Annotated in this window: 21 protein-coding genes and 2 pseudogenes; 5 read left to right on the forward strand and 18 right to left on the reverse strand. The window is 73.6% G+C overall.

What is annotated here, in order from left to right:
• Positions 1 to 5: 5 nt before the first annotated feature.
• Positions 6 to 263, forward strand: coding sequence for an acyl-CoA carboxylase subunit epsilon (locus ACIQV3_RS30085; protein ID WP_403717365.1), 258 nt, complete (start codon positions 6 to 8; stop codon positions 261 to 263).
• Positions 264 to 288: 25 nt separating this feature from the next.
• Here ACIQV3_RS30085 and ACIQV3_RS30090 read toward each other — a convergent pair whose 3' ends face one another.
• From ACIQV3_RS30090 to ACIQV3_RS30105, 4 genes are all read right to left on the reverse strand, one after another.
• Entirely contained in the window at positions 289 to 1,068 is a 780-nt protein-coding gene (locus ACIQV3_RS30090; protein WP_403717367.1) for a sensor histidine kinase, read from the reverse strand.
• On the reverse strand, positions 1,065 to 1,871 hold the full coding sequence (locus ACIQV3_RS30095; protein ID WP_403717369.1) for a response regulator transcription factor: 807 nt from the start codon (positions 1,869 to 1,871) through the stop codon (positions 1,065 to 1,067). The genes ACIQV3_RS30090 and ACIQV3_RS30095 overlap by 4 nt, the downstream gene beginning before the upstream one ends.
• A gap of 160 nt (positions 1,872 to 2,031) precedes the next feature.
• Complete coding sequence (locus tag ACIQV3_RS30100) at positions 2,032 to 3,477, reverse strand: TfuA-like protein (protein WP_403717372.1); 1,446 nt, start codon at positions 3,475 to 3,477, stop codon at positions 2,032 to 2,034.
• Positions 3,474 to 4,643: a YcaO-like family protein gene (locus ACIQV3_RS30105; RefSeq protein ID WP_403717375.1), complete on the reverse strand. Its 1,170-nt coding sequence runs from the start codon at positions 4,641 to 4,643 to the stop codon at positions 3,474 to 3,476. The genes ACIQV3_RS30100 and ACIQV3_RS30105 overlap by 4 nt, the downstream gene beginning before the upstream one ends.
• Before the next feature lie 256 nt (positions 4,644 to 4,899).
• On the opposite strand from ACIQV3_RS30105, the gene ACIQV3_RS30110 reads away from it, so the two are divergent.
• A complete protein-coding gene (locus ACIQV3_RS30110) occupies positions 4,900 to 5,532 on the forward strand; it encodes a hypothetical protein (RefSeq protein ID WP_403717377.1) in 633 nt (210 codons plus the stop codon).
• An 81-nt stretch (positions 5,533 to 5,613) separates the two neighbouring features.
• Here the strand turns inward: ACIQV3_RS30110 and ACIQV3_RS30115 are convergent, their stop codons facing one another.
• The 4 genes from ACIQV3_RS30115 to ACIQV3_RS30130 all read right to left on the reverse strand — a co-directional run bounded on the left by ACIQV3_RS30115 (position 5,614) and on the right by ACIQV3_RS30130 (position 10,277).
• Positions 5,614 to 6,222 (reverse strand): DNA-binding response regulator, encoded by a 609-nt coding sequence (locus ACIQV3_RS30115; protein WP_250745316.1) that lies wholly within the window; start codon positions 6,220 to 6,222, stop codon positions 5,614 to 5,616.
• Between the two features lie 45 nt (positions 6,223 to 6,267).
• Positions 6,268 to 7,566 carry a sensor histidine kinase gene (locus ACIQV3_RS30120; RefSeq protein WP_403717380.1) on the reverse strand — a complete coding sequence of 433 codons (1,299 nt, stop codon included), beginning with the start codon at positions 7,564 to 7,566 and terminating at the stop codon, positions 6,268 to 6,270.
• 138 nt (positions 7,567 to 7,704) lie between these two features.
• A complete protein-coding gene (locus ACIQV3_RS30125) occupies positions 7,705 to 10,011 on the reverse strand; it encodes a TOMM precursor leader peptide-binding protein (RefSeq protein ID WP_403717382.1) in 2,307 nt (768 codons plus the stop codon).
• Positions 10,008 to 10,277, reverse strand: a complete 270-nt coding sequence (locus tag ACIQV3_RS30130) for a hypothetical protein (RefSeq protein WP_403717384.1) — start codon at positions 10,275 to 10,277, stop codon at positions 10,008 to 10,010. Before ACIQV3_RS30130 ends, ACIQV3_RS30125 begins: the two co-directional genes overlap by 4 nt.
• A 239-nt stretch (positions 10,278 to 10,516) precedes the next feature.
• On the opposite strand from ACIQV3_RS30130, the gene ACIQV3_RS30135 reads away from it, so the two are divergent.
• Positions 10,517 to 11,344, forward strand: a complete 828-nt coding sequence (locus tag ACIQV3_RS30135) for a BTAD domain-containing putative transcriptional regulator (RefSeq protein ID WP_403717386.1) — start codon at positions 10,517 to 10,519, stop codon at positions 11,342 to 11,344.
• 242 nt (positions 11,345 to 11,586) lie between these two features.
• Here the strand turns inward: ACIQV3_RS30135 and ACIQV3_RS30140 are convergent, their stop codons facing one another.
• The 4 genes and pseudogenes from ACIQV3_RS30140 to ACIQV3_RS30155 all read right to left on the reverse strand — a co-directional run.
• A complete protein-coding gene (locus ACIQV3_RS30140; protein ID WP_403717389.1) occupies positions 11,587 to 12,423 on the reverse strand; it encodes an aminotransferase class IV in 837 nt (278 codons plus the stop codon).
• A complete protein-coding gene (locus ACIQV3_RS30145; RefSeq protein ID WP_403717391.1) occupies positions 12,420 to 12,758 on the reverse strand; it encodes a chorismate-binding protein in 339 nt (112 codons plus the stop codon). The genes ACIQV3_RS30140 and ACIQV3_RS30145 overlap by 4 nt, the downstream gene beginning before the upstream one ends.
• 23 nt (positions 12,759 to 12,781) lie before the next feature.
• Complete coding sequence (locus ACIQV3_RS30150; RefSeq protein WP_403717393.1) at positions 12,782 to 13,309, reverse strand: chorismate-binding protein; 528 nt, start codon at positions 13,307 to 13,309, stop codon at positions 12,782 to 12,784.
• Positions 13,234 to 13,701: pseudogene (locus tag ACIQV3_RS30155) on the reverse strand (hypothetical protein); the annotation flags it as partial. The pseudogene ACIQV3_RS30155 and the gene ACIQV3_RS30150, both read right to left, overlap by 76 nt.
• A gap of 331 nt (positions 13,702 to 14,032) precedes the next feature.
• Here ACIQV3_RS30155 and ACIQV3_RS30160 point away from each other — a divergent pair.
• Complete coding sequence (locus ACIQV3_RS30160) at positions 14,033 to 15,847, forward strand: trypsin-like peptidase domain-containing protein (RefSeq protein WP_403717395.1); 1,815 nt, start codon at positions 14,033 to 14,035, stop codon at positions 15,845 to 15,847.
• Between the two features lie 22 nt (positions 15,848 to 15,869).
• Here the strand turns inward: ACIQV3_RS30160 and ACIQV3_RS30165 are convergent, their stop codons facing one another.
• On the reverse strand, positions 15,870 to 16,319 hold the full coding sequence (locus ACIQV3_RS30165; protein ID WP_403717397.1) for a DUF6069 family protein: 450 nt from the start codon (positions 16,317 to 16,319) through the stop codon (positions 15,870 to 15,872).
• A gap of 179 nt (positions 16,320 to 16,498) precedes the next feature.
• On the opposite strand from ACIQV3_RS30165, the gene ACIQV3_RS30170 reads away from it, so the two are divergent.
• Positions 16,499 to 16,969 (forward strand): MarR family winged helix-turn-helix transcriptional regulator, encoded by a 471-nt coding sequence (locus ACIQV3_RS30170; RefSeq protein WP_403717399.1) that lies wholly within the window; start codon positions 16,499 to 16,501, stop codon positions 16,967 to 16,969.
• Positions 16,970 to 17,221: 252 nt separating this feature from the next.
• On the opposite strand, the gene ACIQV3_RS30175 is transcribed toward ACIQV3_RS30170, so the two are convergent.
• From ACIQV3_RS30175 to ACIQV3_RS30195, 5 genes and pseudogenes are all read right to left on the reverse strand, one after another.
• Positions 17,222 to 17,785, reverse strand: coding sequence for a TetR/AcrR family transcriptional regulator (locus tag ACIQV3_RS30175; protein WP_403717401.1), 564 nt, complete (start codon positions 17,783 to 17,785; stop codon positions 17,222 to 17,224).
• Positions 17,778 to 18,035 (reverse strand): annotated as a pseudogene (locus ACIQV3_RS30180) (alpha/beta fold hydrolase); the annotation flags it as partial. The gene ACIQV3_RS30175 and the pseudogene ACIQV3_RS30180, both read right to left, overlap by 8 nt.
• Before the next feature lie 20 nt (positions 18,036 to 18,055).
• Positions 18,056 to 18,847: an ABC transporter permease gene (locus ACIQV3_RS30185; RefSeq protein ID WP_403717403.1), complete on the reverse strand. Its 792-nt coding sequence runs from the start codon at positions 18,845 to 18,847 to the stop codon at positions 18,056 to 18,058.
• Positions 18,844 to 19,824: an ATP-binding cassette domain-containing protein gene (locus tag ACIQV3_RS30190; RefSeq protein WP_403717405.1), complete on the reverse strand. Its 981-nt coding sequence runs from the start codon at positions 19,822 to 19,824 to the stop codon at positions 18,844 to 18,846. The genes ACIQV3_RS30185 and ACIQV3_RS30190 overlap by 4 nt, the downstream gene beginning before the upstream one ends.
• A gap of 58 nt (positions 19,825 to 19,882) precedes the next feature.
• Positions 19,883 to 20,734, reverse strand: a complete 852-nt coding sequence (locus ACIQV3_RS30195) for a DUF4097 family beta strand repeat-containing protein (protein ID WP_403717407.1) — start codon at positions 20,732 to 20,734, stop codon at positions 19,883 to 19,885.
• Positions 20,735 to 20,778: the final 44 nt, after the last annotated feature.

Below are 20,778 nucleotides of genomic sequence, written 5' to 3' on the forward strand. Positions count from 1 at the left end.
CGGAGATGACCGAGACCGAGGTACGAGACGCGGTGCGCGAGAAGCACCAGCCGTTCCTGGTGCGCGTGGAGAAGGGCAGTGCGAGCCCGGAGGAGGTCGCCGCGCTCACCGCCGTCCTGCTGGCCAGGGCCGCGGAACCGGGGCCCGCCGCGGAACCGGTCCACCCGCGGCGGCCGGCGGCCGGCTGGCGCCGCCCCGAGCGGGTCGGCGGCTTCGACGGACCCCGCACGTGGCAGGCCCGTACGCACGGGCCGAACGCATGAGGGGCCTGCGCATCCATCGGTTCTCCTACGAGGTCGTGCGGAGCAACGGCGGACCGGCCGGGGCGGGGGCCGGCGACTGAGCCGGGGCGGTCCGCGCGAGGGTGTCCGCGGGGAGGACGGCCCTCGCGCGCAGACCGGGAAGGACTCCGCGCGCCCCGAGTTCGAGGCGGCCTCCCGAGGCGGCGAGCAGGGCGGCGGCGATCGTCAGCCCGAGGCCGCTGCCCCGGACGCCGCGGCCCGCACGGCCCCGCCAGAAGGGTTCGCAGGCGTGGGCGATCTCCTCGATGGTCATCCCCGGGCCCTCGTCGCAGACGTCCACGGCCACCTCGCCGGGGGCGTCCCGGCCCACCGACACCCGTACCGTCGCGCCCGGCGGGGAGACCTTGAGCGCGTTGTCCAGCAGGACGTCGAGGGTCTGCTCCAGCGTGCCCCGCTGCTGGAGCAGGGCCGCCCGCTCCCCGATGATCTCCAGGTGCGTGCCGGCGGCCCGCGCCGCGGCGGACCAGGCCTCCACGCGCAGGGCGGCGACGGCCAGGGCGTCCGCGGTCTCGGCCCGTACCGCGGCGTGCTCGACCGCGCCCCAGGCCAGTACCTGTTCAAGAACCTCGGAGAGCCGCGCCACTTCGCGCAGGATGGCGGCCACCTCCCGGGCCGGGGCGGGATCGGGCGCGTCCTGGAAGCGGTCCTGGAGGAGTTCGAGGCGCAGTCGTACGGAGGACAGCGGGCCGCGCATCTGGTGGGCGGCGGCCACCGCGACCGAGGGCGGCTCCGGCGCCCACTCGGGGGGCGCGTTCGTGGCGTTCACGACGCCTGCGGCTGCGGGACGGTCAGGCGGTAGCCGACGCCCCGGGCGGCCTCGATCCAGTCGTTGCTGCCGAGCTTGCTGCGCAGGGAGCCCACGTGGACGTCCAGCGTGCGGGTGGAACCGAACCAGTTCTCGTCCCAGACCCGCGCCATGATGTCCTGGCGTTCCATGACCGTGCCCGGTTCCTCCAGCAGCATGGCCAGCAGCTCGAACTCCTTGCGGGTGATGCGTACTTCCGTGCCGTCCAGGTACACCTTGCGGGCGCGCCGGTCCAGGCTGAGCGGGCCCGCCCGCAGGATGCCGCCGGCCTCGTGACCGGCTTCGCGACCGGCTTCGTGGCCGGGCTCGTGGCCGTGTACGCGGTCGTGGACGCGGTCGTGCACGTGTACGCGGCCGGCCCCGGGCGCCGGTCCGTTCGCGGCGGCCGCGCCGTCGTGCCAGGGGCAGTCGCCGGAGCGCCGGAAGACGGCCTGGATGCGCGCCATCAGTTCGTAGCGGCCGAAGGGCTTGGCCACGAAGTCGTCGGCGCCCATGTGCAGGGCCATCACGCGGTCGAGTTCCTCGGCCCGGCCGCTCAGCGCGATGACGGGGACGCAGGAGCGCTCCCGGATCCGCCGGCAGACCTCGTGACCGGCGAGGTCGGGCAGGCCGAGGTCGAGCAGGACCAGGGCGGCGTCGTCCAGCTGCTCCAGGGCCGCGGCCCCGGTGCCGGCGATGCACGTGGCATAGCCGTGCACGATCAGCGCCTGTTCCAGAGCCTCGGCGATTCCGTCGTCGTCCTCGACGATCAGTACGGTCCTCATCGGTGCCTCCCGGTCCGGTCCGCTGCCCGCGAGTGGACCCCACTTCGGGACAGTACCGCCGCCGGAAGGCCTGGGACGGGGCGCGAGAGCGGGCCGAGAGCGGGGCGCTAGCGGGCCTCCACCTGGGCCGACGCCCGCCGGGTGCGGCGCACCCGCGCGGTCACGGGCTCGGGTCCGCGGCGGGGACCGCCCGGGCCGCGCGCAGGGGCATGAAGCGGCGGGCCGCTTCCTCGGCCTCGGCCAGGGAGCCGAAGCCCCGGTCGCGGGCCGCCGCTTGCAGGGCCGCCGGGCTGCCGGAACCCCAGATCTCCCGCAGGTGTCCGCGGACCTCGCGCACCGGGATCCGGCGGGCACCGCGCCCCGCTCCGGTCGTCCCCGGTCCGGTCGCTCCCGGTCCGGCGGTCCCCGGCCCGGCGGTCCCCCGTCCCGTCGCCGCGGCGGCCTCGCCCAGCCGGTCGACGGCGGCGACCGCGCTGGTGCTCGCCGCCCACACCGCGTCGGCCCGGCGCAGCTCCGCGGGCACTCCGTGGAAGGGGGCGTCCCCCGGGGCGCTGCGGAAGGAGCGGACGAGCAGGGTGAGCAGCCGGTGCCAGGGGGTTCCGGAGCGGCGCTCGCCGGGGGTCAGCCAGTGCTCCCACGCCTGGGCGGGCAGCAGGTCCGCGGTGATGCCTGCCCGGGCGGCGGACTCCAGCGCGCAGGTCTCCAGCTCCGACTCCCCCACCGGCAGCAGCTGCCCGGCGATCCGGCGCAGGGCGAAGCCCCGGTAGCGGGCGGGGAAGTCGGGAGCGTAGAGCTGCTGGAAGCGGAGCACGTCGGACGCGCGGACGGCGGGGTGGCGCCGCGCTCCCGGGGTGGGCCGGAAGGTGCTGCGCCACTGCGCGCGGCGGCTCGTGGGCGCGAGGAACCAGGCGGGTACGAGCAGCGGTTCCGGTGGGGACGCCGCATCGGTCCCGGGCGATTCCTGCGCCAGCCAGGACAGCGCGAGCAGGGCGTCCACGCGCTGGAGATCGGTGGTGGAGCGGGTGCGCAGGGCGTACGCGCGCAGCGCGGTCGCGGCCTCGCCGGTGCTCGGCGCGTGCTCGCCGGCCAGCCGGATCAGCGCGGGCCAGCAGCGTTCGCCGCAGTGCAGCGAGCCGGCGAGGTCGAGGAGGGTGTCGCCGGTGGCGGCGTCGAGGAGCCGGTCGGTGACGGCGTTGGCCACCGTCCAGCGCAGGGTGACCAGCGCGAGGGTGGGGTGCGCGTGGGTGTGCGTGGGCCGGTGCGCGGCGACCTCGGCGTCGCCGTCCAGGGTGCCCTGGACGTACATGCCGAAGACGAGCCCGATGCCGCGCATGCCGTACGGCCACAGTTCCGCGGCGCGCAGGGCGCCGAACCCGGCGGCGCCGACGACCCGGGTGTCCTCGGCGAGGAGGTCGAGGATCTCCTCGTGGGACACCGGGGTGCCGTGGGACTGGACGCCGTCGAGGAGCACGACGGTGTCCCCGGGCCCGGTGCCCAGCGCGAGCAGATCGCCGTGGCGGGCCGGCGGGTGGAGGACCGCCCCGGGGTGCGCGGCGCGGGCCTCGCCGGCGTCGAGGGCTGCTCCGACGAACACATGGGTGGTCAACGGCGCTCCCCGGGCAGGCGTGCGGGGCCGGCGGCGGGGCCGGTGAGGCCCGCGGCGACGACCTTGACGACACGGAAGTCGGTTTCGGTGCTGAGGTCCACGGCCACCGGGCGGTGGCCGGTCACCGCGGTGACCAGGCCGGCGAGCCAGCGCATCTCGTCGGTGTCCTCGGCGAATTCGGCGGCGTGGGCGGAGGCCTCCCGCCAGTCGAGGAGCCGCCCCGCGGACGCCCCGGCGGGGCGGGGGGCGCGCGGCGGCCTGGCGCGGGCCGGGGACGCGGCGGCCGGGCCGTCGCCCACCAGGGCGCGCAGCCGGTCGCGGGCGGCGCCGGTCAGGGCGCGGCCCAGCGCGATGCCGGGGTCGCTGTGCACGCCGACGGCGGTGACGGGCACGGGGAAGGACTTCGACCACAGGCCCACGGAGAAGCAGGGCAGCGCCCAGCGGTTGGCCCGGCGGGTGAGGGTGACCCGGACTCCGGCGGCGGCGAGGCGGGCGAGGACCTCGGCGCAGAGCGGATCGTCGACGCCGGCCGGGTCGACGGGACCGGTGGTGTCGAGGCCGAACGGGGCGACGGCCGGGGCGGCCGGGGCGAGGGCGCAGTCCTGCTCGATCACCTTGTAGAGCGCGTGGACCACGGTCTCCTCGTAGCTGTTGCCGCCGGCCAGCCCGTCGGCCGTGGTGTGCAGCAGCGGGGGCCGCCACTCGGCGCCGGTCTCGTCGCCCGCGGCGACACAGTCCCGGGGGGCGGGTACGGGGGCGCCGGTGACCAGGTCGGCGCCGATCACCCAGTCCAGCGGGGTGTGTTCGCTCAGCAGGCTGCCGGGCCGCAGGGGCAGGGCCCGTACGTCGTAGGGCAGGGGGAGTTCGCGCGCGGGCGTGCGCAGCACTTCGGCGGGCGGGCAGGCGTACTCGGCGTGCCAGAGCTCCACGGACTCCATGACGGCGGAGATCCGGGCGAGCAGGGGGGTGGCTCCGCGGCCGTAGGCGAGCGGCCGGGTCCGGGCGGCGGGCCGGACCGCGGCGACGACCGGGACGCCGAGGGTGTCGAGGCCGGTGACATCGGCGATCCGGGTGATCCCGAAGGAATCGCGGAGCTCGCCGAGGCGGGCCCAGGTCTCCTCGGGGTGGCGGACCCGGTGCGTCCCCGCGAAGTGCACCTTCTTCACGCGTCGTCCTCCCCTGCCCCGTCCCGGAGGCCGTCGGGCGCCGTGTTCCCGGCTCCTGTCCACCAGCGTGCGCGAGCGACGGCCAGCCGATCGGCAAGGGAGCGGCAGAAGTTCGACACGGCTGGTGAAAACCTGCCGTGGGGCCCGTGGGGACGGTCGCGGGGGCCCGCCGGGGACCCGGTTCCATCGGCGCTCTAGCGGTGTGTGCCGACAATGCACCGGTTATGCCGTGCACGGAGCAGGAGGGGAGCCGCCGATGTCCCAGCGAGAGCGCGGCCGGCAGGTGACGGTCGTCGAGCGGATGACCACGACCGGGGATCCCTCCTCGTTCGAGCGGGCACTCGTCGACTACGCACGCCACCGGGAGTCCGCCAAGGGCTTCGAGGCACTCGTGACGGCCGCCTGCCCGGACCGCCCCGGCAGCTACGTCCACCTCGACCAGTGGAGCACCCTGGACCGGTTGCTCCAGGCCTCGCACGAGGACGGGCACGAGGAGGGGCCGTCGCCGCTGCGGCATCCCGGAATCGGTCCGGGCACGGTCTCCACCAGCGAACTGATGGTCACCGTCGGACGGATGACCGTCGGGGGCGAGCTCTCGGACGCCGCCCACGTCGTACTGGTCCGGGCCGTGCTCGACGGCCCGCCGAAGCAGTTCGAGCTCGACTTCGGCGCCCTGGTCGCGCAGTGCGTGTCGGACAGCGGTTTCGGCGGCAGCGATCTGCTCCGCTCGGCCGCCGATCCCCGGTCCTACCTGGGCGTGCTGTGGTGGCTGGACGCCGAGGCCTGTGCGCGGGTGCGCGCGGGCGACGGCTACCGCGGCCGGCTGGCGGGGCTGTCCGCCGCGGCGGAGGTCGGCGAGGAGTCGACCCGGGTGCTGCGGGTCGCCTGAGCCGCGGACTCCCGTCCGTCGCGCGTCCGGCCCTTGCGGGATGCTGCCCTTGCGGGATCCAGCCCCTACGGGATGCTGCCCCTACGGGATCCAGCCCGCCTCCTCGGCAATGCGGATGGCGTCGATCCGGTTGCGGGCGTTGAGCTTGTCCACGATGGCCGTCAGGTAGTTGCGTACCGTGCCCTCGCTCAGGAAGAGCTGCTCGGCGATCTCACCCGCGTCGGCTCCCCGGGCGGCCAGCCGGAGCACCTGGGTCTCGCGCGGGGATATCGGATTGTCCAGGGCCTCCCAGGCGCTCAGGGCGAGATCGGGGTCGATCACCCGCTGTCCGTTGGCCACGGCCCGTACGGCCTGGGCGAGCCGGGCCGGCGGGGAGTCCTTGAGCAGGAACCCCGAGACGCGGGCGGCCATCGCCCGGCGCAGGGTGCCGGGCCTGCCGAGGCTCGTGAGGATCAGCGTGCGGCAGGCGGGCAGGCGTTCGCGCAGTTCGGCGGCCGCGGTCAGCCCGTCCATCCCGGGCAGGTCGATGTCGATGATCGCGACGTCGGGACGCGATTCGAGCGCGGAGGCCACGATGAGGTCACCCCGGTCCACGGAGGCGACCACCTGGAAGTCAGGCTCCAGTTCGAGCAAGGCGATGAGTGCGCCGCGGACCATGTGGACGTCCTCGGCAAGAAGCAGCGACAGCATGGTTGTTCCCCCGTATACCCCTCGTGCCGGTCGGCTCGCGCCGCTTCAGCCGGCTCGACGTTCCAGCGATGCGACGGACGCCGTGTCCGCGCTCCCGACGTACCCGCGTCCCTGTGGCCCGACGGTGTCCGGGGAGTCGGGGGCGACCGGTCTCATCGGCGCCCTCGCCGTCACCCGGAACCGGCTCCCCGGTTCGACGCCCGCGGTCAGGGTCCCGCCGATCGCGGTGAGCCGCGTGGCCAGGTTGCCCAGACCGCTGCCCCGGTCCACGGGGTCCGCGAGCCCGGCGGCCACCACCCCGTCGTTCTCCATCACCAGTTCCACCATCTCCCCGTCGACGACCGCGGCCCTGATGGTGCAGGACTGCACCTTGCTGTGCCTGAGGATGTTGGTCACGCCCTCGCGCAGGGCGGTCGCCAGCACGGTGTCCACCAGCGGGTGCAGCCGGCCGCAGTCGATGTCGACGTCCGCCTCCACTCCGGCCGAGGCCATCACGTCGGCCACCGAGACGGCCTCCGCCGCCAGCGACATGTCGCTGTACCCCCGGGCCACCGCCCGTACGTCGACGAGTGCCTGGCGGGACACCCCGAGCACGGAGACGACCTCTTCGCGGGCCCGCTCGGGGTTGTTGACGACGAGCCGCTGGATCAGCTCGCACTTCAGCGAGATCGCCGAGAGGCTGTAGCCGAGCAGGTCGTGCAGGTCCCGGGCGAACCTCAGCCGTTCCTGGATGACGGCCATCCGCGCCATCTCCGCACGGGTCTCGTGCACTTCCTTGACCAGGTCGGTCAGCCGGGTGAGGCCGTAGATCACCAGTCCGGTCAGCGCGGTGGAGATGACCGCGTACGCGAGGTCCAGCACGGTGACGCCCTGACCCACCGCCCACCACAGCACCACGCCCGAGATGGCCGCGAAGGAGGGCCAGGCGATCCTGGGCGGTGCGAGCAGCAGGACCGAGGCGCTCAGGGGGCCCGCCACGCTGCCCCACAGCACGTTCAGCCAGACCAGGGGCAGGAAGGTCAGGAACAACTGCACACCCAGGGCGGCGCATTTGCGGCCGGTGGACCAGTGCCGGGCCTTGGGCGAGGTGAGGACCAGCTGGAGGCCGTAGAGGACCAGGACCGCCGCCGCGCAGACGAGGAGTTGGCGCCGCTGGTCGCGCAGCGCGTATTCCACGTTCAGCAGGGTGACGATCGCGTACCCGGACAGGACGGTGACCACGATGCCCTGCGCGAGGCGCGGGGCGAGCACGTCGGTGACCCGCCGCTTGTCCGGATTCTTGGTTTCCGCTTGCCCGTTCCCCTGAGCTAGGTCGTTGTCCGCAGTCCGGAAACGGCCCGTCATATGCTCACTCCTCGGTAGGAAAACGAGAGGGTCCGAGTCCGCACTATATGCCGAGCCCGGCGAAGATCGGAGAGGTAGCAGAGAGCTGATCTAGAGGGGGATCTGGAAGGCCGTCCACGAGGGCTTCGGCAAGGCCTTCTACAACGGCAGCGGAACCTCGTTGAGTTCACGGAATGCGGTGGGCGCATTCCGCTGACCGAGACGCACGGGCACTTCGAAAAGGCGTCCGGGAGCGAACCTGGCGTAAAACGGGCGCAGTCCGGGCACCAGCGTCTTGACCACGGGTATGCCCACGTCGGGCCGGGTCTGGTCGAGGACCAGCAGCTCCATCCCGTGCGATTCCAGCAGGGTCCGCAGGTGCGTGACGTCGTCGAGGAGGTCGGCGTTGCGTCCGGCGTACCGCCAGGACGCGGGGGTCCGCGGCGACTGCGCCGGGTCCGCGAAGAGCTGCGGCTGGCCCGGCAGGACCGTACCGGAACCGCCGGGGGCCGGCAGCATCTGCACCATCTCGGTGACCGCCCGGCGCAGCGCGAGCCGCGGGTCGAGGTGGGCTCCGAAGCCGTAGACGTACTCGTCCGCGGGCCCGTCCGTGCGCCGGGAAACGGCCGCCACGACCGGGATTCCCAGGTCGGAGGTGAGGTCGAGGGCCCAGACCTGGTGACCGGACCGGTCGAGGGCCGACCGGGTGGCCGCCAGCCAGGGCTCGTCGAAGGAGTCCAGGTCGAGGCCGGGCAGGCGCAGCTGGTTGTACCACCACAGCGCCACGGCGTCCCGCTCGACGAGTTCGAGCACGCCCTGGACCACGGCGTCCTCCGGGCTGCCGCCCGCGGCGTTGCCGTTGGAGTCGGCCCACAGGCCGTCGCGGGAGGCGCCCGCGCCGGTGTCGAAGTAGAGGGTCGAGGTGGGCAGCAGGCGGTGCGCCCCCGCGGTGAGCGACCACACGGGCGTCCACTCGGTGCCGGCGTCGGGGTCGAAGGGCCGGCTCACCCGGTGGAAGGGCGGCTGCAGGGCGTTCCAGCGCTCCCGGCCGGCGTACTGCCGTTCGTCGAACAGCTGGTACGTGTTGGGGTGGACGGCGGCGGAGCCCAGCCCGGACAGGGAGTCCCGGATGACCAGCTCGTCGCCCTGGCGGGCGGCGCTGTACCGTTCCGCCGCCTCGCACAGCGCGCTCGCCCGGGCCTCGGTGGCGGTCGCCCCCTTGCCCCCGCTGCGGGCCCGCAGGACCTGGTGGACCCCGGCCAGCGAATGCCCGCGCAGGGCGAGGTTGTGACCGGAGTCGTAGGCGTGCAGTCCATCGGGCAGTCCCGGGACCGGGCGGACGTTCGTCACGATGCCGGTGACCGGGCTGATGAGGTGGCGGTTCTCGATGAGGATGCCCTCGGCGCAGACGGCCCGGTCGTTGCTGCCGGTGCCCTCCGCCTTCGGCCGGGAGGCCAGCGCGAGCGGCCGCGCCGTCCGCAGGGCGACCAGCGAGGGGTCCCCGCAGTCGGGGCACTGCGGGCGGCGCAGCACGGTGTGGTGGGCGGTGCTCAGGTTGAGGCTGTCCAGGACGCACACGGAGCGCTGCTCCGGGTAGCGCAGTCCCGCGAGCCACTTGGACAGCTCCAGCACCGCGCACTGCAGACCCAGCGACCGTACGGCCGAGAGGGTCGGGGCCGGTCTGGGCGCCGGCCCGTCCAGGCCCAGGGCGCGCTGTACGGGAAGTTCCCCGGCGCGGTGCTCGGACAGCCGGTGCGCCAAGCAGGACCAGCAGGGCCCGTCGGGTCTGTCGGGTCCGTCGGGCCGTCGGTCGGGTCCGTCGGGTCCGTCGGCGTATGGCGAGAAGAACGGTCCGGTCCAGGGATCGGCGCCGAACGGCCTGGCCAGCAGCCAGGACCGGCCCTGGCGGCGCAGCCGCTCGGAGACGGCCCGCAGCCCGGGGTCCAGGTAGTCCGCGCACACCACCAGGGCCAGCGGGGTGTCGGCGTGCTCGTCCACGGCGTTGAGCCCGGAGGCGGCGCAGGCGGCGCGGACCGCGGCGGCGTCGACCCCGCCGACCGGGATCACCGCGACGGGCGCCGTGCCGACCTCGGCCGTCGCCTCGTACCCGTCGAGGCCCGCCCGGTCCCAGTAGGCCTGGGCCAGGGCGGTGTCCCCGCAGGCCGGGGCGGCGCCGGCGGTGTCGGCTCCGCCGTGTCGGTACCCGACCAGATTGGCCTGTGCGAGGCTCCGCAGCGCCCGCCCCACCTCGGCGACCGGCATGGTCCGCGAGGCGGCCCTGAGTAACGCGTCCAGGGTGTGGCTGCCGTCGAGCAGCGGGACGAGGCTCTCTATCCCGGCTCCGCGCAGGACCGTCACGCCCTGGTCGGACAGGACGAACGCGGCCTCGCCCGGGACCGCTTCGGCCCGCACGTGGCGCTTGAAGGCGACGAAGGGGCCCGCCTGGGCCTCGGGCGGGGGCGTCATACCGCGACCTGGAGGTCGGCCTGGTCGGTGAGGTTGCCGCCGGCGCAGGCGGTGCACCGCAGGCAGCTGGACAGCGAACCGGTGACGGTGCTGAGGTCGTCGATGGAGAGGGTCGCTCCGGACGTCCAGTCCAGTCCCCGGGCTTCGAGTCCGAACTCCAGCAGGACTCCTGCCGGGTCGGCGTCGAAGCGCCGGCCGAGCTTCGGCTCCAGAGCGGTACGGGCGGCGAGTTCCGCGAAGCGGAAGAGTTCCTGGGCCACGTTCATGACTTCCCCCTGAGACCAATGGTGCTGCACTGGTGTCTGCCTGGGACGAGAGTCTGGAGGGGGACCTCACGGGACCGGCAGTGCCACGTTCACCGGACGCGTATGACATTTTCATGATTCACCTCGTGCGCACCTCACTGGGCCGCCGAGGCCTCTGCTGCGAGGCTGATTGCCAGACTCCACAGGGGTCGTCGCACACTGTCCGGCGTCCGTGGCCCGCGATGAGGGAGAGCGCACAGATGGAGATCAAAGTACTCGGTTCGCTCACTGCCCAGGAGCGCGGCGTCTCGGTCGTTCCGACCGCCACGAAGCCCCGGCAACTGCTGGCCCTGCTCGCTCTGCACGCCGGCCGGGTCGTCACCGTGCCGACGCTGATGGAGGAGATCTGGGGCGAGGACATCCCCCGCAGCGCCACCACGACGCTGCAGACGTACATCCTCCAGCTGCGCCGGAAGATCGGCGGCGCCCTGGAGCGGGACCCGGGGCTCGACGCCAAGGAGGTCCTGGTCACCCGGTTCGGCGGCTACCTCCTCCAGGTGCCTCCGGGGCAGGTCGACGCCCACGAGTTCGAGCGGCTCGCGGGGCAGGGCCGGGCCGCCTACGACATCGGCGACTACCGTGCCGCGTCCGATCTGCTCGGCCGCTCGCTCGCGCTGTGGCAGGGCCCGGCGCTGGTGGACGTACGCGCGGGGTCGATCCTCGAACTGGAGGTGCTCCAGCTCAACGAGGAGCGCACGGCCGCCCTGGAGCGGCGCATCGAGGCCGACATCCGGCTCGGCCGCTGCGCCGAGGTGATCCCCGAACTGCGGGTGCTGGCGGCCCGCCACCCCCTCCACGAGGGCTTCTGCGGGCAGCTGATGCGCGCCCTGCACCGCTCGGGCGGGGGCTGGCGCGCCCTGGAGGCGTACCAGAAGCTGCGGGCCTCCCTCGTACGCGAACTGGGGCTGGAGCCGTCCGCTCCGCTGCAGCAGCTGCACCAGGCCGTGCTCTCCGGTGACCTGGCCCGGACCGATCCGGCCGGTTCTACGATCCCCCGCCGGCTCCAGCCGATCGCGGCCGCCGAATAACGGCGGAGGCCGAATTCCCGACCGGATCCGGCGGGAAAGGCAATTCGGCTCCGCAGCCGTTGGTTCGGTCCTTTCCGCGGGAATGGCCTCCGGCATCGGCGACCGGCATGTGCGCGGCAAAACCGGCGCCACCGGAGCGCTCACGCCGGAAACGCGGTCACGCCGGAAACCGGATCACGCCGACAGCGGGATCGCGCCGACGGCCGGATCACACCGACGGCCGGATCACACCGACAGCGGGATCACGCCGACAGCGGGGTCCGCAGCTCGTCCAGCCAGCTCTGCCACGCGGCGGCGCGCACCGGGGCGCCGGCCGGGAGGGAGCCTCCCGTCCAGGCGGTGACGGGGCGCAGCCCGTGGAGGGCGTTGGCCACCCAGACCTCGCGCCCGGCCAGCGCGGACAGCCTGCGCCGGGCGGGACGTACGCTCACGCCCGTGCGCGCCGCCCGCTCCAGCAGCAGCGCGGCGGTGACCCCGGGGAGAACGGGGAGCTCGGCGGGCGGATGGCACAGGACGTCCTCCTCCCACCACAGGACCGAGGAGTTGGCCGCTTCGAGCACCACCCCGTCCGCGGTGACCAGGAGCGCCTCGTCGGCCTCCGCGGCCGCGGCCCTGGAGCGGACGGCGGCCAGGGCGCCCAGGTCCGGCCCCTTGTGACGGGGCGTCCGGCGCGGGTCACGGACGGCCAGCCCCCAGACCCTGGCCGTCGTGGAGAGCGCGGGCGCGGGGCGCAGCCGGTACAGCAGCCGGTGGCCGCCGGGCAGGACCGTGTCCGGGGTCGCGCCGGCGGACGCGGTTTCCAGCTCGACGCGCGGGAACCAGCGGCCCCCCTCCCGGGGCAGGGTTGCGGCCATGCCGGTCCAGAAGGTGTCCAGGAGCGTGCCGGGCACTCCGGCGGCGGCGCAGGTCGCCGTGAAGCGGTGGCGGTGCCGGGCCAGGGCGCGGACCCGGCCGTCGGCGACCAGCCAGGAGTCCGCGGCGAGGAGCGTGCCCGGGGCGTCCGTCGCGGGGACCTCGCGCAGGGCGCCGTACGGGGTGAGCGCGAAGAGCCGTTCGGCGGCCCGGCCCGGCGCGGTCAACGGGACACCGCAGGCTCGGCGGACGCCGCCCCCGACGCCGCTCCCGACGCCGCCGCCCCGTCGCGGCCGGGGAAGCCCCTGCCGGGGAGGCGGAGCAGCGGGGTGGTCCTGGTGATGGTCTCCTCGTACTCGTACTCGTACTCGTACTCGTACTCGTCCGCGGGGTCGGAGAGCGCGACGATGGCGCCCCCGACGCCGTAGCGGATGCCCTCCTCGGTCACGACCGCGGTGCGGATGACGATGCCGAGGTCGGCGCCGCCGCACAGCGAGAAGGAGCCGATCGCGCCGGAGTACACCCCGCGCGGACCCTCCTCCAGTTCGTCGATGATCTGCATGGTGCGGATCTTAGGGGCGCCCGTCATGGAGCCGCCCGGGAGCGCGGTGCGCACGCACTCCACGGCGCTGGGCTGGTGCGGCGCAGGAAGCGGTACCCCTCCCAGGGGTCCACCTTCGCCTCGCTGCGCAGCTCGTTGGTGAGGCAGACCTCGTAGGTCTCGCCGGCGGCGATGTCCTCCTGGCTGCGCCGGATGCGGTCCAGGTAGGCGTCCCGGTCGTGGCGCAGGCTCAGGTCCCCGGCGTCCACGGGCTGCGCGGGGACCTCGGTGTCCGCCGCCTTGCCGGCGAGGGCGCGCAGCCGCCCGGCGGTGGCTCGGGCGGCGAGCACCATCGTGGCGTCGGGCTGCTCCGAGCGGTGCACGACCGGGCCCGCGCCGCACTGGGCCTTGAGTTCGTACCCGCGGTACCCGACCCAGCCGAGGGCGAAGTTGCAGGGGTTCTCGGCCCGGTCGGGCAGGTCCACCCGCAGGGACTTCAGGTCCTCGTCGATCCAGTCGAAGAAGGGACGCCGCTCGACCCGCGCGCTGCCGACGCCGTCCCGCTCGGACACGACGGTGACCGTGCCGGCCGCGACGTCGGCCGTGGCCACGCGGGCCGTTCGTCGAAGACGATCTCGGGGTCCCATGCGGTGGGCAGCCGCTCGGTGAGCACGCGCAGGTGCCGGCCCGGGGCCGGTCGGGCGGGCGCGGCCGCGGGAGCGGCCGGTGCGAGGGGCCGCGCGGCGGGGTGCCGCTCCTGCCAGCGGGCCGTGAGCTCGCGGAAGTTGCGCATCATCAGCGGTCCGTGCTCGCTGCTGATGGATTCGGGGTGGAACTGCACGCCCCACAGCGGGCGTTCGCGGTGGCGCAGGCCCATGAGGATGCCGCCCGGCGCCCACGCGGTGGCCTCGAAGACGTCCTCGGGCAGCTCCTCCACGGTGAGGGAGTGGTACCGGGAACTCCCGTACGGCGGTCGCGAAGCCCTCCGGGTCGCCCAGCCGCACGAAGTGGTCGCTGTCCGGGGCGCGGGACACCGTTCCGGGGCGCCGGGCGGTCATGCCCCGGGCCGGCCCACCGCGCCCCGCACCAGAAGTCGGAGCCGCGCCCGGCAGCAGGATCCGCGCCCCGGCCTCGGGCACCGGCGGTCTCGGGGCATCCGGAGCAGCGTCAGCGCGGCGAACGCGCCGGTCCGCGTCCCCGGCGTGCCCGTGTGGTCTCGTTCTTGTCCGTCGACGGCTCGCCGGCCGGCTCGGCGTTCCGCGGGATCGACCTCACGCAGAAGGCGGGCAGGTTCTTTGGCATCCGGATGGTTCACCCTCTCCGCCGTCTCCGCCCTCTCCGCCCTCTCCGCCGCCTCCGCCGCCTGCGTGCTCGCGGCCGTACCGGGCGCCGGGCCCGGTCCCGGCGGGCCCGACGGGGTCCGCTCCGCGGAGGCCTACTGGACGGCCGGGCGGATGGCGGCGGCCGTGCCCGTCGACGCCGTCCGGAGCCGCGCCGCGGTCGGTGCACGCGCGCCCTCCGCCATCCCGGCCGGCATCCACTTCGACGGCATGCCCATGGTGGGCACCTTCTTCTACCGGCAGACCGGGATCGGCACGGCGGACACCTCCTGCACGGGCAGCGTCGTCCGCAGTGCGGGCAGGAACATGGTGCTCACGGCGGCGCACTGCGCGGCCGGCATGCGCCGCCCGGCGAACCACGCCGTGTTCGTGCCGCGCTACCGCCACGGAAGGACCGCCGCCGCCCAGCCGTTCGGCATCTTCCCGGTCAGGGCCGGGGGCGTCTACACGGACCCCCGCTACCGGTCGCACGGCAGCGCCGCCGTGTCCGACCTGGACTTCGCCTTCGTCCTGGTCGGGCCGAACGCGAAGGGCCGCGTGGAGAACCTCACCGGGGCCCTGACCTTCACGCCCGTCAGCACGTACGAGCACAAGGTCACCGTGGTCGGCTACCCGTCCGCCTCGCGCGTGAACAAGGCGCACCAGGCCGTCCGGTGCGAGGTGCCCACCACGCGGCTGAGCGGCTTCCGGCAGCTGCGGATGGTGTGCAAGGGCTTCTACGGCGGCGTGTCCGGCGGCCCCTGGATCAAGGACTACGACCCCGCGCGCCGCACCGGCAAGGTCATCGGCAACACCGGCGGCCACCACGGCGGCGGCAACGACTCCTGGGTGACGTACGCACCGCTGTACGGCAAGGAGGCCCGGGACCTGTACCAGGACGCCGCCTCCGGCCGCGACCCCGCCACCCTCTCCCGGCCTCCCTACCGGAGCTCCCCGGCCGGCTTCCCGCTGCCCGGTTCCGGCGCGTTGTGGACCCATGCCAGGGCCATGGCCTCCGGCGACTTCACCGGCAGCGGCCGCGCCGGCCTGCTCGTGGTGTGGACGGACGGCGAGGTGACCCTCTTCCCCGGGGACGGCCGCGGCGGCTTCCTCCCGGAGCGCCGGCTCATGGCACCGAACGCGGGCTGGAAGGACGTCGCCGCCGTCACCGCGGGCGACTTCACCGGCTCGGACCAGTTCGACCTGCTGGTCCGCCGGAAGGACGGCCGGATGACCCTGTACGGCGACGTCGGCTCCCACGGGCTGGGCCGCGCCACCGGGATGGCCCCGGCCGGATCCGTCTGGAAGCACGCCGCCCAGATCAGCGCCGGACGCTTCAACGCGTCCCACTACGTCACCGACCTCGTGGTCCGCTGGTCCGACGGGGAGGTCTCCCTCCACACCGCCGTGGGCGCCGGCACCTTCGGCCGGGAGCACCGCCTCAAAGGGCCCGGCCCGGCCTGGAAGGGCGCGGCCCTGCTCGCCGCCGGGCAGTTCTCCGGCAACCGCAAGTGGGACCTGATGGTCCGCTGGTCCAACGGCGCCCTCGGCAGCCACCCGGGCATCAGCACCCGCGGCCTCGGCAGCGAACGGCGCCTGCGCGGTCCGAACCGCACCTGGACCCACAGCGTCCTGATGACCGCCGGCCGGTACACCGGCGACGGCCTCACCGACGACCTCCTCGTCCGCTGGAGCGACGGCGAGACCACCCTGTACGAGGACACCCGCGCGAGCGGCCTCGGCCCCGAGCGCATGCTCGTCCCGCCACGGGCCCCCACCCGGCCCGCCTGATCGAGGCCGGACCCGCGCCCCCTCAGCCCCGGACCGGGCCCGCATCGCGGCGCAGGCCGAAGACGACCACGAGGCCGACGGTCAGGTGCGTAAGCGCCAGGAGGATCTTCGTACCGCTGGCGGCCTCGACGCCGAACGGCAGGGCCAGCGAGGCGAGGAGCACCACGGAGGCGACGGCGGTCCAGATCTTCCGGGACGCGACCGGGACGAACTTCTCCAACAGGGCCAGCAAGGCCCAGCCGAGCAGGGCGGCGCCCGCGGCGGAGCCGAGGAAGCTGCCGAGGGCGAGGTCGACCGGCCCCTTGCCGTCGTTATGGTCCACGGCGAGGGCGACACCACCGGCCTTGCCGGCGAGGAAGACAACGGCGGCGCCGGCCGCGGCCCCCACGACCGCCAGGAGCCGCGAACGCCAGGTGGCGGAGGCGGTGGCGGTGGAGGTGGTGGTGTCGACGAGGCGGGTGTTCGTGGTCACGGAAGCTCCTTGGGCAGGCGAAAGGAAGAGGGGGACCGCGGTAGGTCCGCAGTAGGACCGTACTACATAGTTCCGTTCTTTATTATCGAGTCCAGGATTTTAATTTTCAGAACCGAACAGTCCAGACACTTCTGATCCGAAATGTTCTGGATCGGAAGCAGATTGGTTACACTCGGCCCATGACGACGACGCCCACCGCGGACCTCAGCTTCCTGCTCAACTGGGCCGGCCACTCGCTGGCGACCGAGATGACGGCGAACCTCGCCGAAGTAGGGGCGACTCCGCGCACCCACTGCGTGCTGCACCGGGCGCTGGAGGGTGAGTTCACGCAGAGTCAGATCGCGGACGCGGTCGGCCTCGACAAGACCACGATGGTCGTGATCACCGACAAGCTGGAGAAGGAGGGCCTCGCCGTCCGTACACCCTCCCCGGTGGACCGGCGGGCCAGGATCATCGCGGTCACCGACAAGGGCCGGGCCCTGCTCTCCCGGTCGGACGAGGTCGTCGAGAGCACGCACGAAAGCGTGCTCGCCGCCCTGCCCGAGGGGATGCGGGAGCCGTTCGTGGAGGCCCTGACCCTGCTGGTGGAGGGGCGCCTCGCGAAATTCGTGGAGTCCGCACAGCCACCCCGCCGCCGCTCGACCTCCTGAGCCGCCACCTTCGGCCCTTGCCGGTCGTCAGGATGGCGGAATGACCATGAGTGAGACGGAGTTGCAGGCCCTCCTGCGCGCACTCGACGCGATGGCCCGCGGGATGCGGATCGTGGTCTGCGTGAGCAGGTCGGCTCCCTCGCCGAGGTCTGCGCCGACAATCCGGGGGCCCGCTTCGGCACGGATGACGCCCGGGAGGAGGGAGCGCTGGACCCGGCCCCGGACCGGGCGGCCGCCGGTACGGAGCCCGGGTCAGTGCGGGGCGCGGGGTGTGTTCAGGCCCGTGACGATCATGTGCGTCAGGAGGGCATAACTCTCGTCAAGGGCTTCGGGGAGGGCGAAGCCGCCCCCCGTCTCCAGGGAGACGAAACCGTGGGCGGCGGCGCGCAGGCAGCGGGCCGCGTGGACGGCCGCGGAGTCCTCCAGGCCGTAGCCGCGCAAGGTGGCGAAGAGGACGGTGAGCAGGCGTTCCGCGGCTTCGGCCGTCCGCGGTTCGGGGCTGTGCGGCAGGGCCGCGTACCGGTGGGGGTGGCGCAGGGCGTAGCCGCGCCAGGCCGTCATGAACGCGCGGATCGCCTCGTCGGCGGAGCGTCCGATGACCGCCACCCCGATCTCGTCCGCCATCTCGTTCATGATCCGCGCCGTCAGGAGGTCGCGGAGTTCGGCGAGGTTGCGTACGTGCTTGTAGAGGGAGGGCGTCGCCACGCCCGCCCGCCCCGCCACCGCCGACAGGGTCAGGCCCGCCGGCCCCTCCGCGTCGACAAGGCCCAGCGCCACGTCGACCACCGCGTCGGCCGAGAGCGAGGCCCTAGGCACGGGCGGCCTGCTTCAGGAAGGACACGATGGCCGCGGCGGTCTCGGCGGGGAACTGCGCGTGGGCGTAGTGGCCCGCGCCCTCGATCATCACGAGGCTGCCGCGCCCCGCAGGCAGTTCGGCGACGATGGCCGCGCCCTCGGCGGCCGGGTCGGCCCAGTCGCAGTCGAGGGTGCCCTCGACGATCAGCGCGGGGCACCGGACGTCGCCGAGGCGGGCGCCCGCGTCGGTGGGGGCGGACATCCCCATCGCTTAGCCACCACCTTCAACCCCTACTTCGGGTCGCGCTGGAACAGGGACTTGGACCAGAGGTAACCGAGCACGGCCAGCCCCAGGCACCAGGCCACCGCGATCCACCCGCTGTTGCCGATCTCGGTGCCCAGCAGCAGGCCCCGCAGGGTCTCGATGGCCGGGGTGAAGGGCTGGTACTCGGCGACCGGCTGGAACCAGCCCGGCATCGCGTCGACCGGCACGAACGCGCTGGACAGCAGCGGCAGGATCATCAGCGGCATCGCGTTGTTGCTGGCCGCCTCGGCGTTCGGACTGGTCAGGCCCATCCCGACCGCGATCCAGGTGAGCGCCAGGGAGACGAGCGCGAGCAGGCCCAGCGCCAGCAGCCATTCCACGGCGGTGGCGTCCGTGGACCGGAAGCCGATGGCCACCGCGACGGCCCCGACGAGCACGACGCTCATCACGCACTGGATCACGCTGCCGACGACGTGCCCGATGAGCACCGACCCGCGGTGGATGGGCATCGTACGGAAGCGGGCGATGATGCCCTCGGTCATGTCCGTGGCGACGGACACCGCGCTGCCGATCGTCGTGCCGCCGATGGTCAGCATCAGGATGCCGGGGACGAGGTAGGCGAGGTACTCGCTGCGGCCCCCGCCGCCGTCCCCGAGGCCGGCGCTCATCACGTCGCCGAAGATGTAGACGAAGAGCAGGAGCAGCATGACCGGGGTGAGCAGCAGGTTCAGCGTCAGGGACGGATAGCGCCGCGCGTGCAGGAGGTTGCGGCGCAGCATGGTGGCCGAGTCGCGGACCGCGAAGGAGAGAGAGCTCATCGGACGTCTTCCTTGGTCTGGTGGGTGGAGGCGGTCAGGGCGAAGAACACGTCGTCGAGGTCGGGGGTGTGCACGGTCAGCTCGTCCGCCTCGACTCCGGCCGAGTCCAGCCGGCCGAGGAGGGAGGCCAGCGCGCGCTGGCTGCCGTCGCTGGGAATCTGCAGCGCCAGCGCCTCGTCGTCCCGGGTGACCTCGCCGAGCGCGGCGGCGGCGTTCCGGTACGCGGCCGGGTCGGAGAACCTCAGCCGTACGTGGCCTCCGGGGATCAGCCGCTTCAGCTCCTCGGCGGTGCCCTCGGCCGCGATCCTGCCGCCGTTCAACACCGCGATCCGGTCGGCAAGCTGATCGGCCTCCTCCAAGTACTGCGTGGTGAGGAAGACGGTGACGCCACCAGAGACCAGCTCCCGGATGATCTGCCACATGTTGTGCCGGGACCGGGGATCAAGACCCGTCGTCGGCTCGTCCAGGAAAATCACCCGCGGATCACCCACCAGCGTCATCGCGATGTCGAGCCGGCGCTTCATCCCGCCGGAGTAGGTCGAGGCCGGCTTCTTCGCCGCCTCCACCAGGTCGAACCGCTCCAGCAGCTCGGCGGCGACCCGCCGCCCCTCCCGCTTCGACAGGTGATGCAGATCCGCCATCAGCAGCATGTTCTCCTCACCCGTGATCAGCCCGTCCACCGCCGAGAACTGCCCCGTGACACCGATCGCGGCGCGCACCCCGCCGGGAGAGGCCGCGAGGTCGTGGCCCGCGACCCGGGCCTGTCCGCCGTCGGCGGTGATGAGCGTGGACAGGATCTTCACGACGGTGGTCTTGCCCGCGCCGTTGGGCCCGAGCAGTGCGAACACGGAACCGGCCGGGATGCTCAGATCGATGCCGGCGAGGACGGTCTTGTCTCCGTAGGACTTGCGCAGACCGACCGTGGAGACGGCGGCCGGGACCGCTTCACCTGATGTGGACATGACAGAAGAAGGCATGGAGCCCTCCATTCGAAGACTGAAGTGGCGGGAGGGGAAGCGCGATGACGGGGAGGGGTCAGGCCCCGGCGGCGATCGCGCGACGAATGTCGATGTTGCCGTACTTCGTCCGGGCGAGGACCTTGACGGTGTCCCCGGGCCCCTCGGGGCTCCCGGACGAGGTGAGCGTATTGCGGACCTGGCCGGAGCCCGAGCTGACGTCGAGCCAGGCGGCCGTGCCCTCACGGACGCCGATCTCGATGGCCCCGTAGGAGGTCTCCAGCTCCACGGTGCCGCGGGCGACTTCGCCCACCCGCAGGGTGCCGTGGGCGGTCTTGGCGGTGACCGAGTCCTCGGCGCGCCGGATCTCGATGTCGCCGTTGGCACCACTCACCCGCAGCTCGCCGGTCGCGGCGCCGACGGTCGTGGTGCCGTGCGAGTTCTTCAGGACGGCGGGGCCGTCGACGAAGCCGAGGCGCAGGCTGCCGGAGCTGGTGGTGATCTCCGTCGCGCCCTCGGCCCGGTCCACGGTGATGGAGCCGTGCGACGCGGTCAGCTTGAGCGGGCCGGTCGTGTCGAGCCGCACGTCGCCGGACGAGGTCTTCACCCGGACCTCGCCGAGCCGCCCCTCACCGAGCACCTGGGTCCAGGAGCCGGTCGTGTCAACGTGCGATCCCGTGGGCAGTTCGACCGTCACGTCGACGATGCCGGGCTTGCCGAACGGGTTGGACTTGGGCGTCCGGACCGTCAGCACACCGCTGCGGTACGCGACCTCGGTCTGCTCGGCGGACCGTACGTCCTTGTCGCGCTTCGGGTCCCGCGGCCGCACCGCGACGACGGTGTCGAGGCGGTCGCCCGCGGTGAACTGAATGGAGCCGGCCTCCACGTACGCGGTGACCGAGATCGCTTCGGAGGTGTCGAAAGAAGGCATGGCTGTCCCGTCCTCTTGGGTCTTCCGGGCGTCCCCGCTGGTGG

The organism is Streptomyces sp. NPDC099050, from assembly GCF_044759865.1.
Classification (GTDB): Bacteria; Actinomycetota; Actinomycetes; order Streptomycetales; family Streptomycetaceae; genus Streptomyces.

Coding starts and splice junctions, on each gene's coding strand:
- ACIQV3_RS30145 (WP_403717391.1), bottom strand. CDS start 12,758: ATGCAGATCATCGACGAACTGGAGGAGGGTCCGCGCGGGGTGTACTCC.
- ACIQV3_RS30135 (WP_403717386.1), top strand. CDS start 10,517: ATGGAGATCAAAGTACTCGGTTCGCTCACTGCCCAGGAGCGCGGCGTC.
- ACIQV3_RS30190 (WP_403717405.1), bottom strand. CDS start 19,824: ATGCCTTCTTCTGTCATGTCCACATCAGGTGAAGCGGTCCCGGCCGCC.
- ACIQV3_RS30130 (WP_403717384.1), bottom strand. CDS start 10,277: ATGAACGTGGCCCAGGAACTCTTCCGCTTCGCGGAACTCGCCGCCCGT.
- ACIQV3_RS30095 (WP_403717369.1), bottom strand. CDS start 1,871: ATGAGGACCGTACTGATCGTCGAGGACGACGACGGAATCGCCGAGGCT.
- ACIQV3_RS30170 (WP_403717399.1), top strand. CDS start 16,499: ATGACGACGACGCCCACCGCGGACCTCAGCTTCCTGCTCAACTGGGCC.
- ACIQV3_RS30120 (WP_403717380.1), bottom strand. CDS start 7,566: ATGACGGGCCGTTTCCGGACTGCGGACAACGACCTAGCTCAGGGGAAC.
- ACIQV3_RS30185 (WP_403717403.1), bottom strand. CDS start 18,847: ATGAGCTCTCTCTCCTTCGCGGTCCGCGACTCGGCCACCATGCTGCGC.
- ACIQV3_RS30125 (WP_403717382.1), bottom strand. CDS start 10,011: ATGACGCCCCCGCCCGAGGCCCAGGCGGGCCCCTTCGTCGCCTTCAAG.
- ACIQV3_RS30085 (WP_403717365.1), top strand. CDS start 6: ATGACCGAGACCGAGGTACGAGACGCGGTGCGCGAGAAGCACCAGCCG.
- ACIQV3_RS30115 (WP_250745316.1), bottom strand. CDS start 6,222: ATGCTGTCGCTGCTTCTTGCCGAGGACGTCCACATGGTCCGCGGCGCA.
- ACIQV3_RS30110 (WP_403717377.1), top strand. CDS start 4,900: ATGTCCCAGCGAGAGCGCGGCCGGCAGGTGACGGTCGTCGAGCGGATG.
- ACIQV3_RS30195 (WP_403717407.1), bottom strand. CDS start 20,734: ATGCCTTCTTTCGACACCTCCGAAGCGATCTCGGTCACCGCGTACGTG.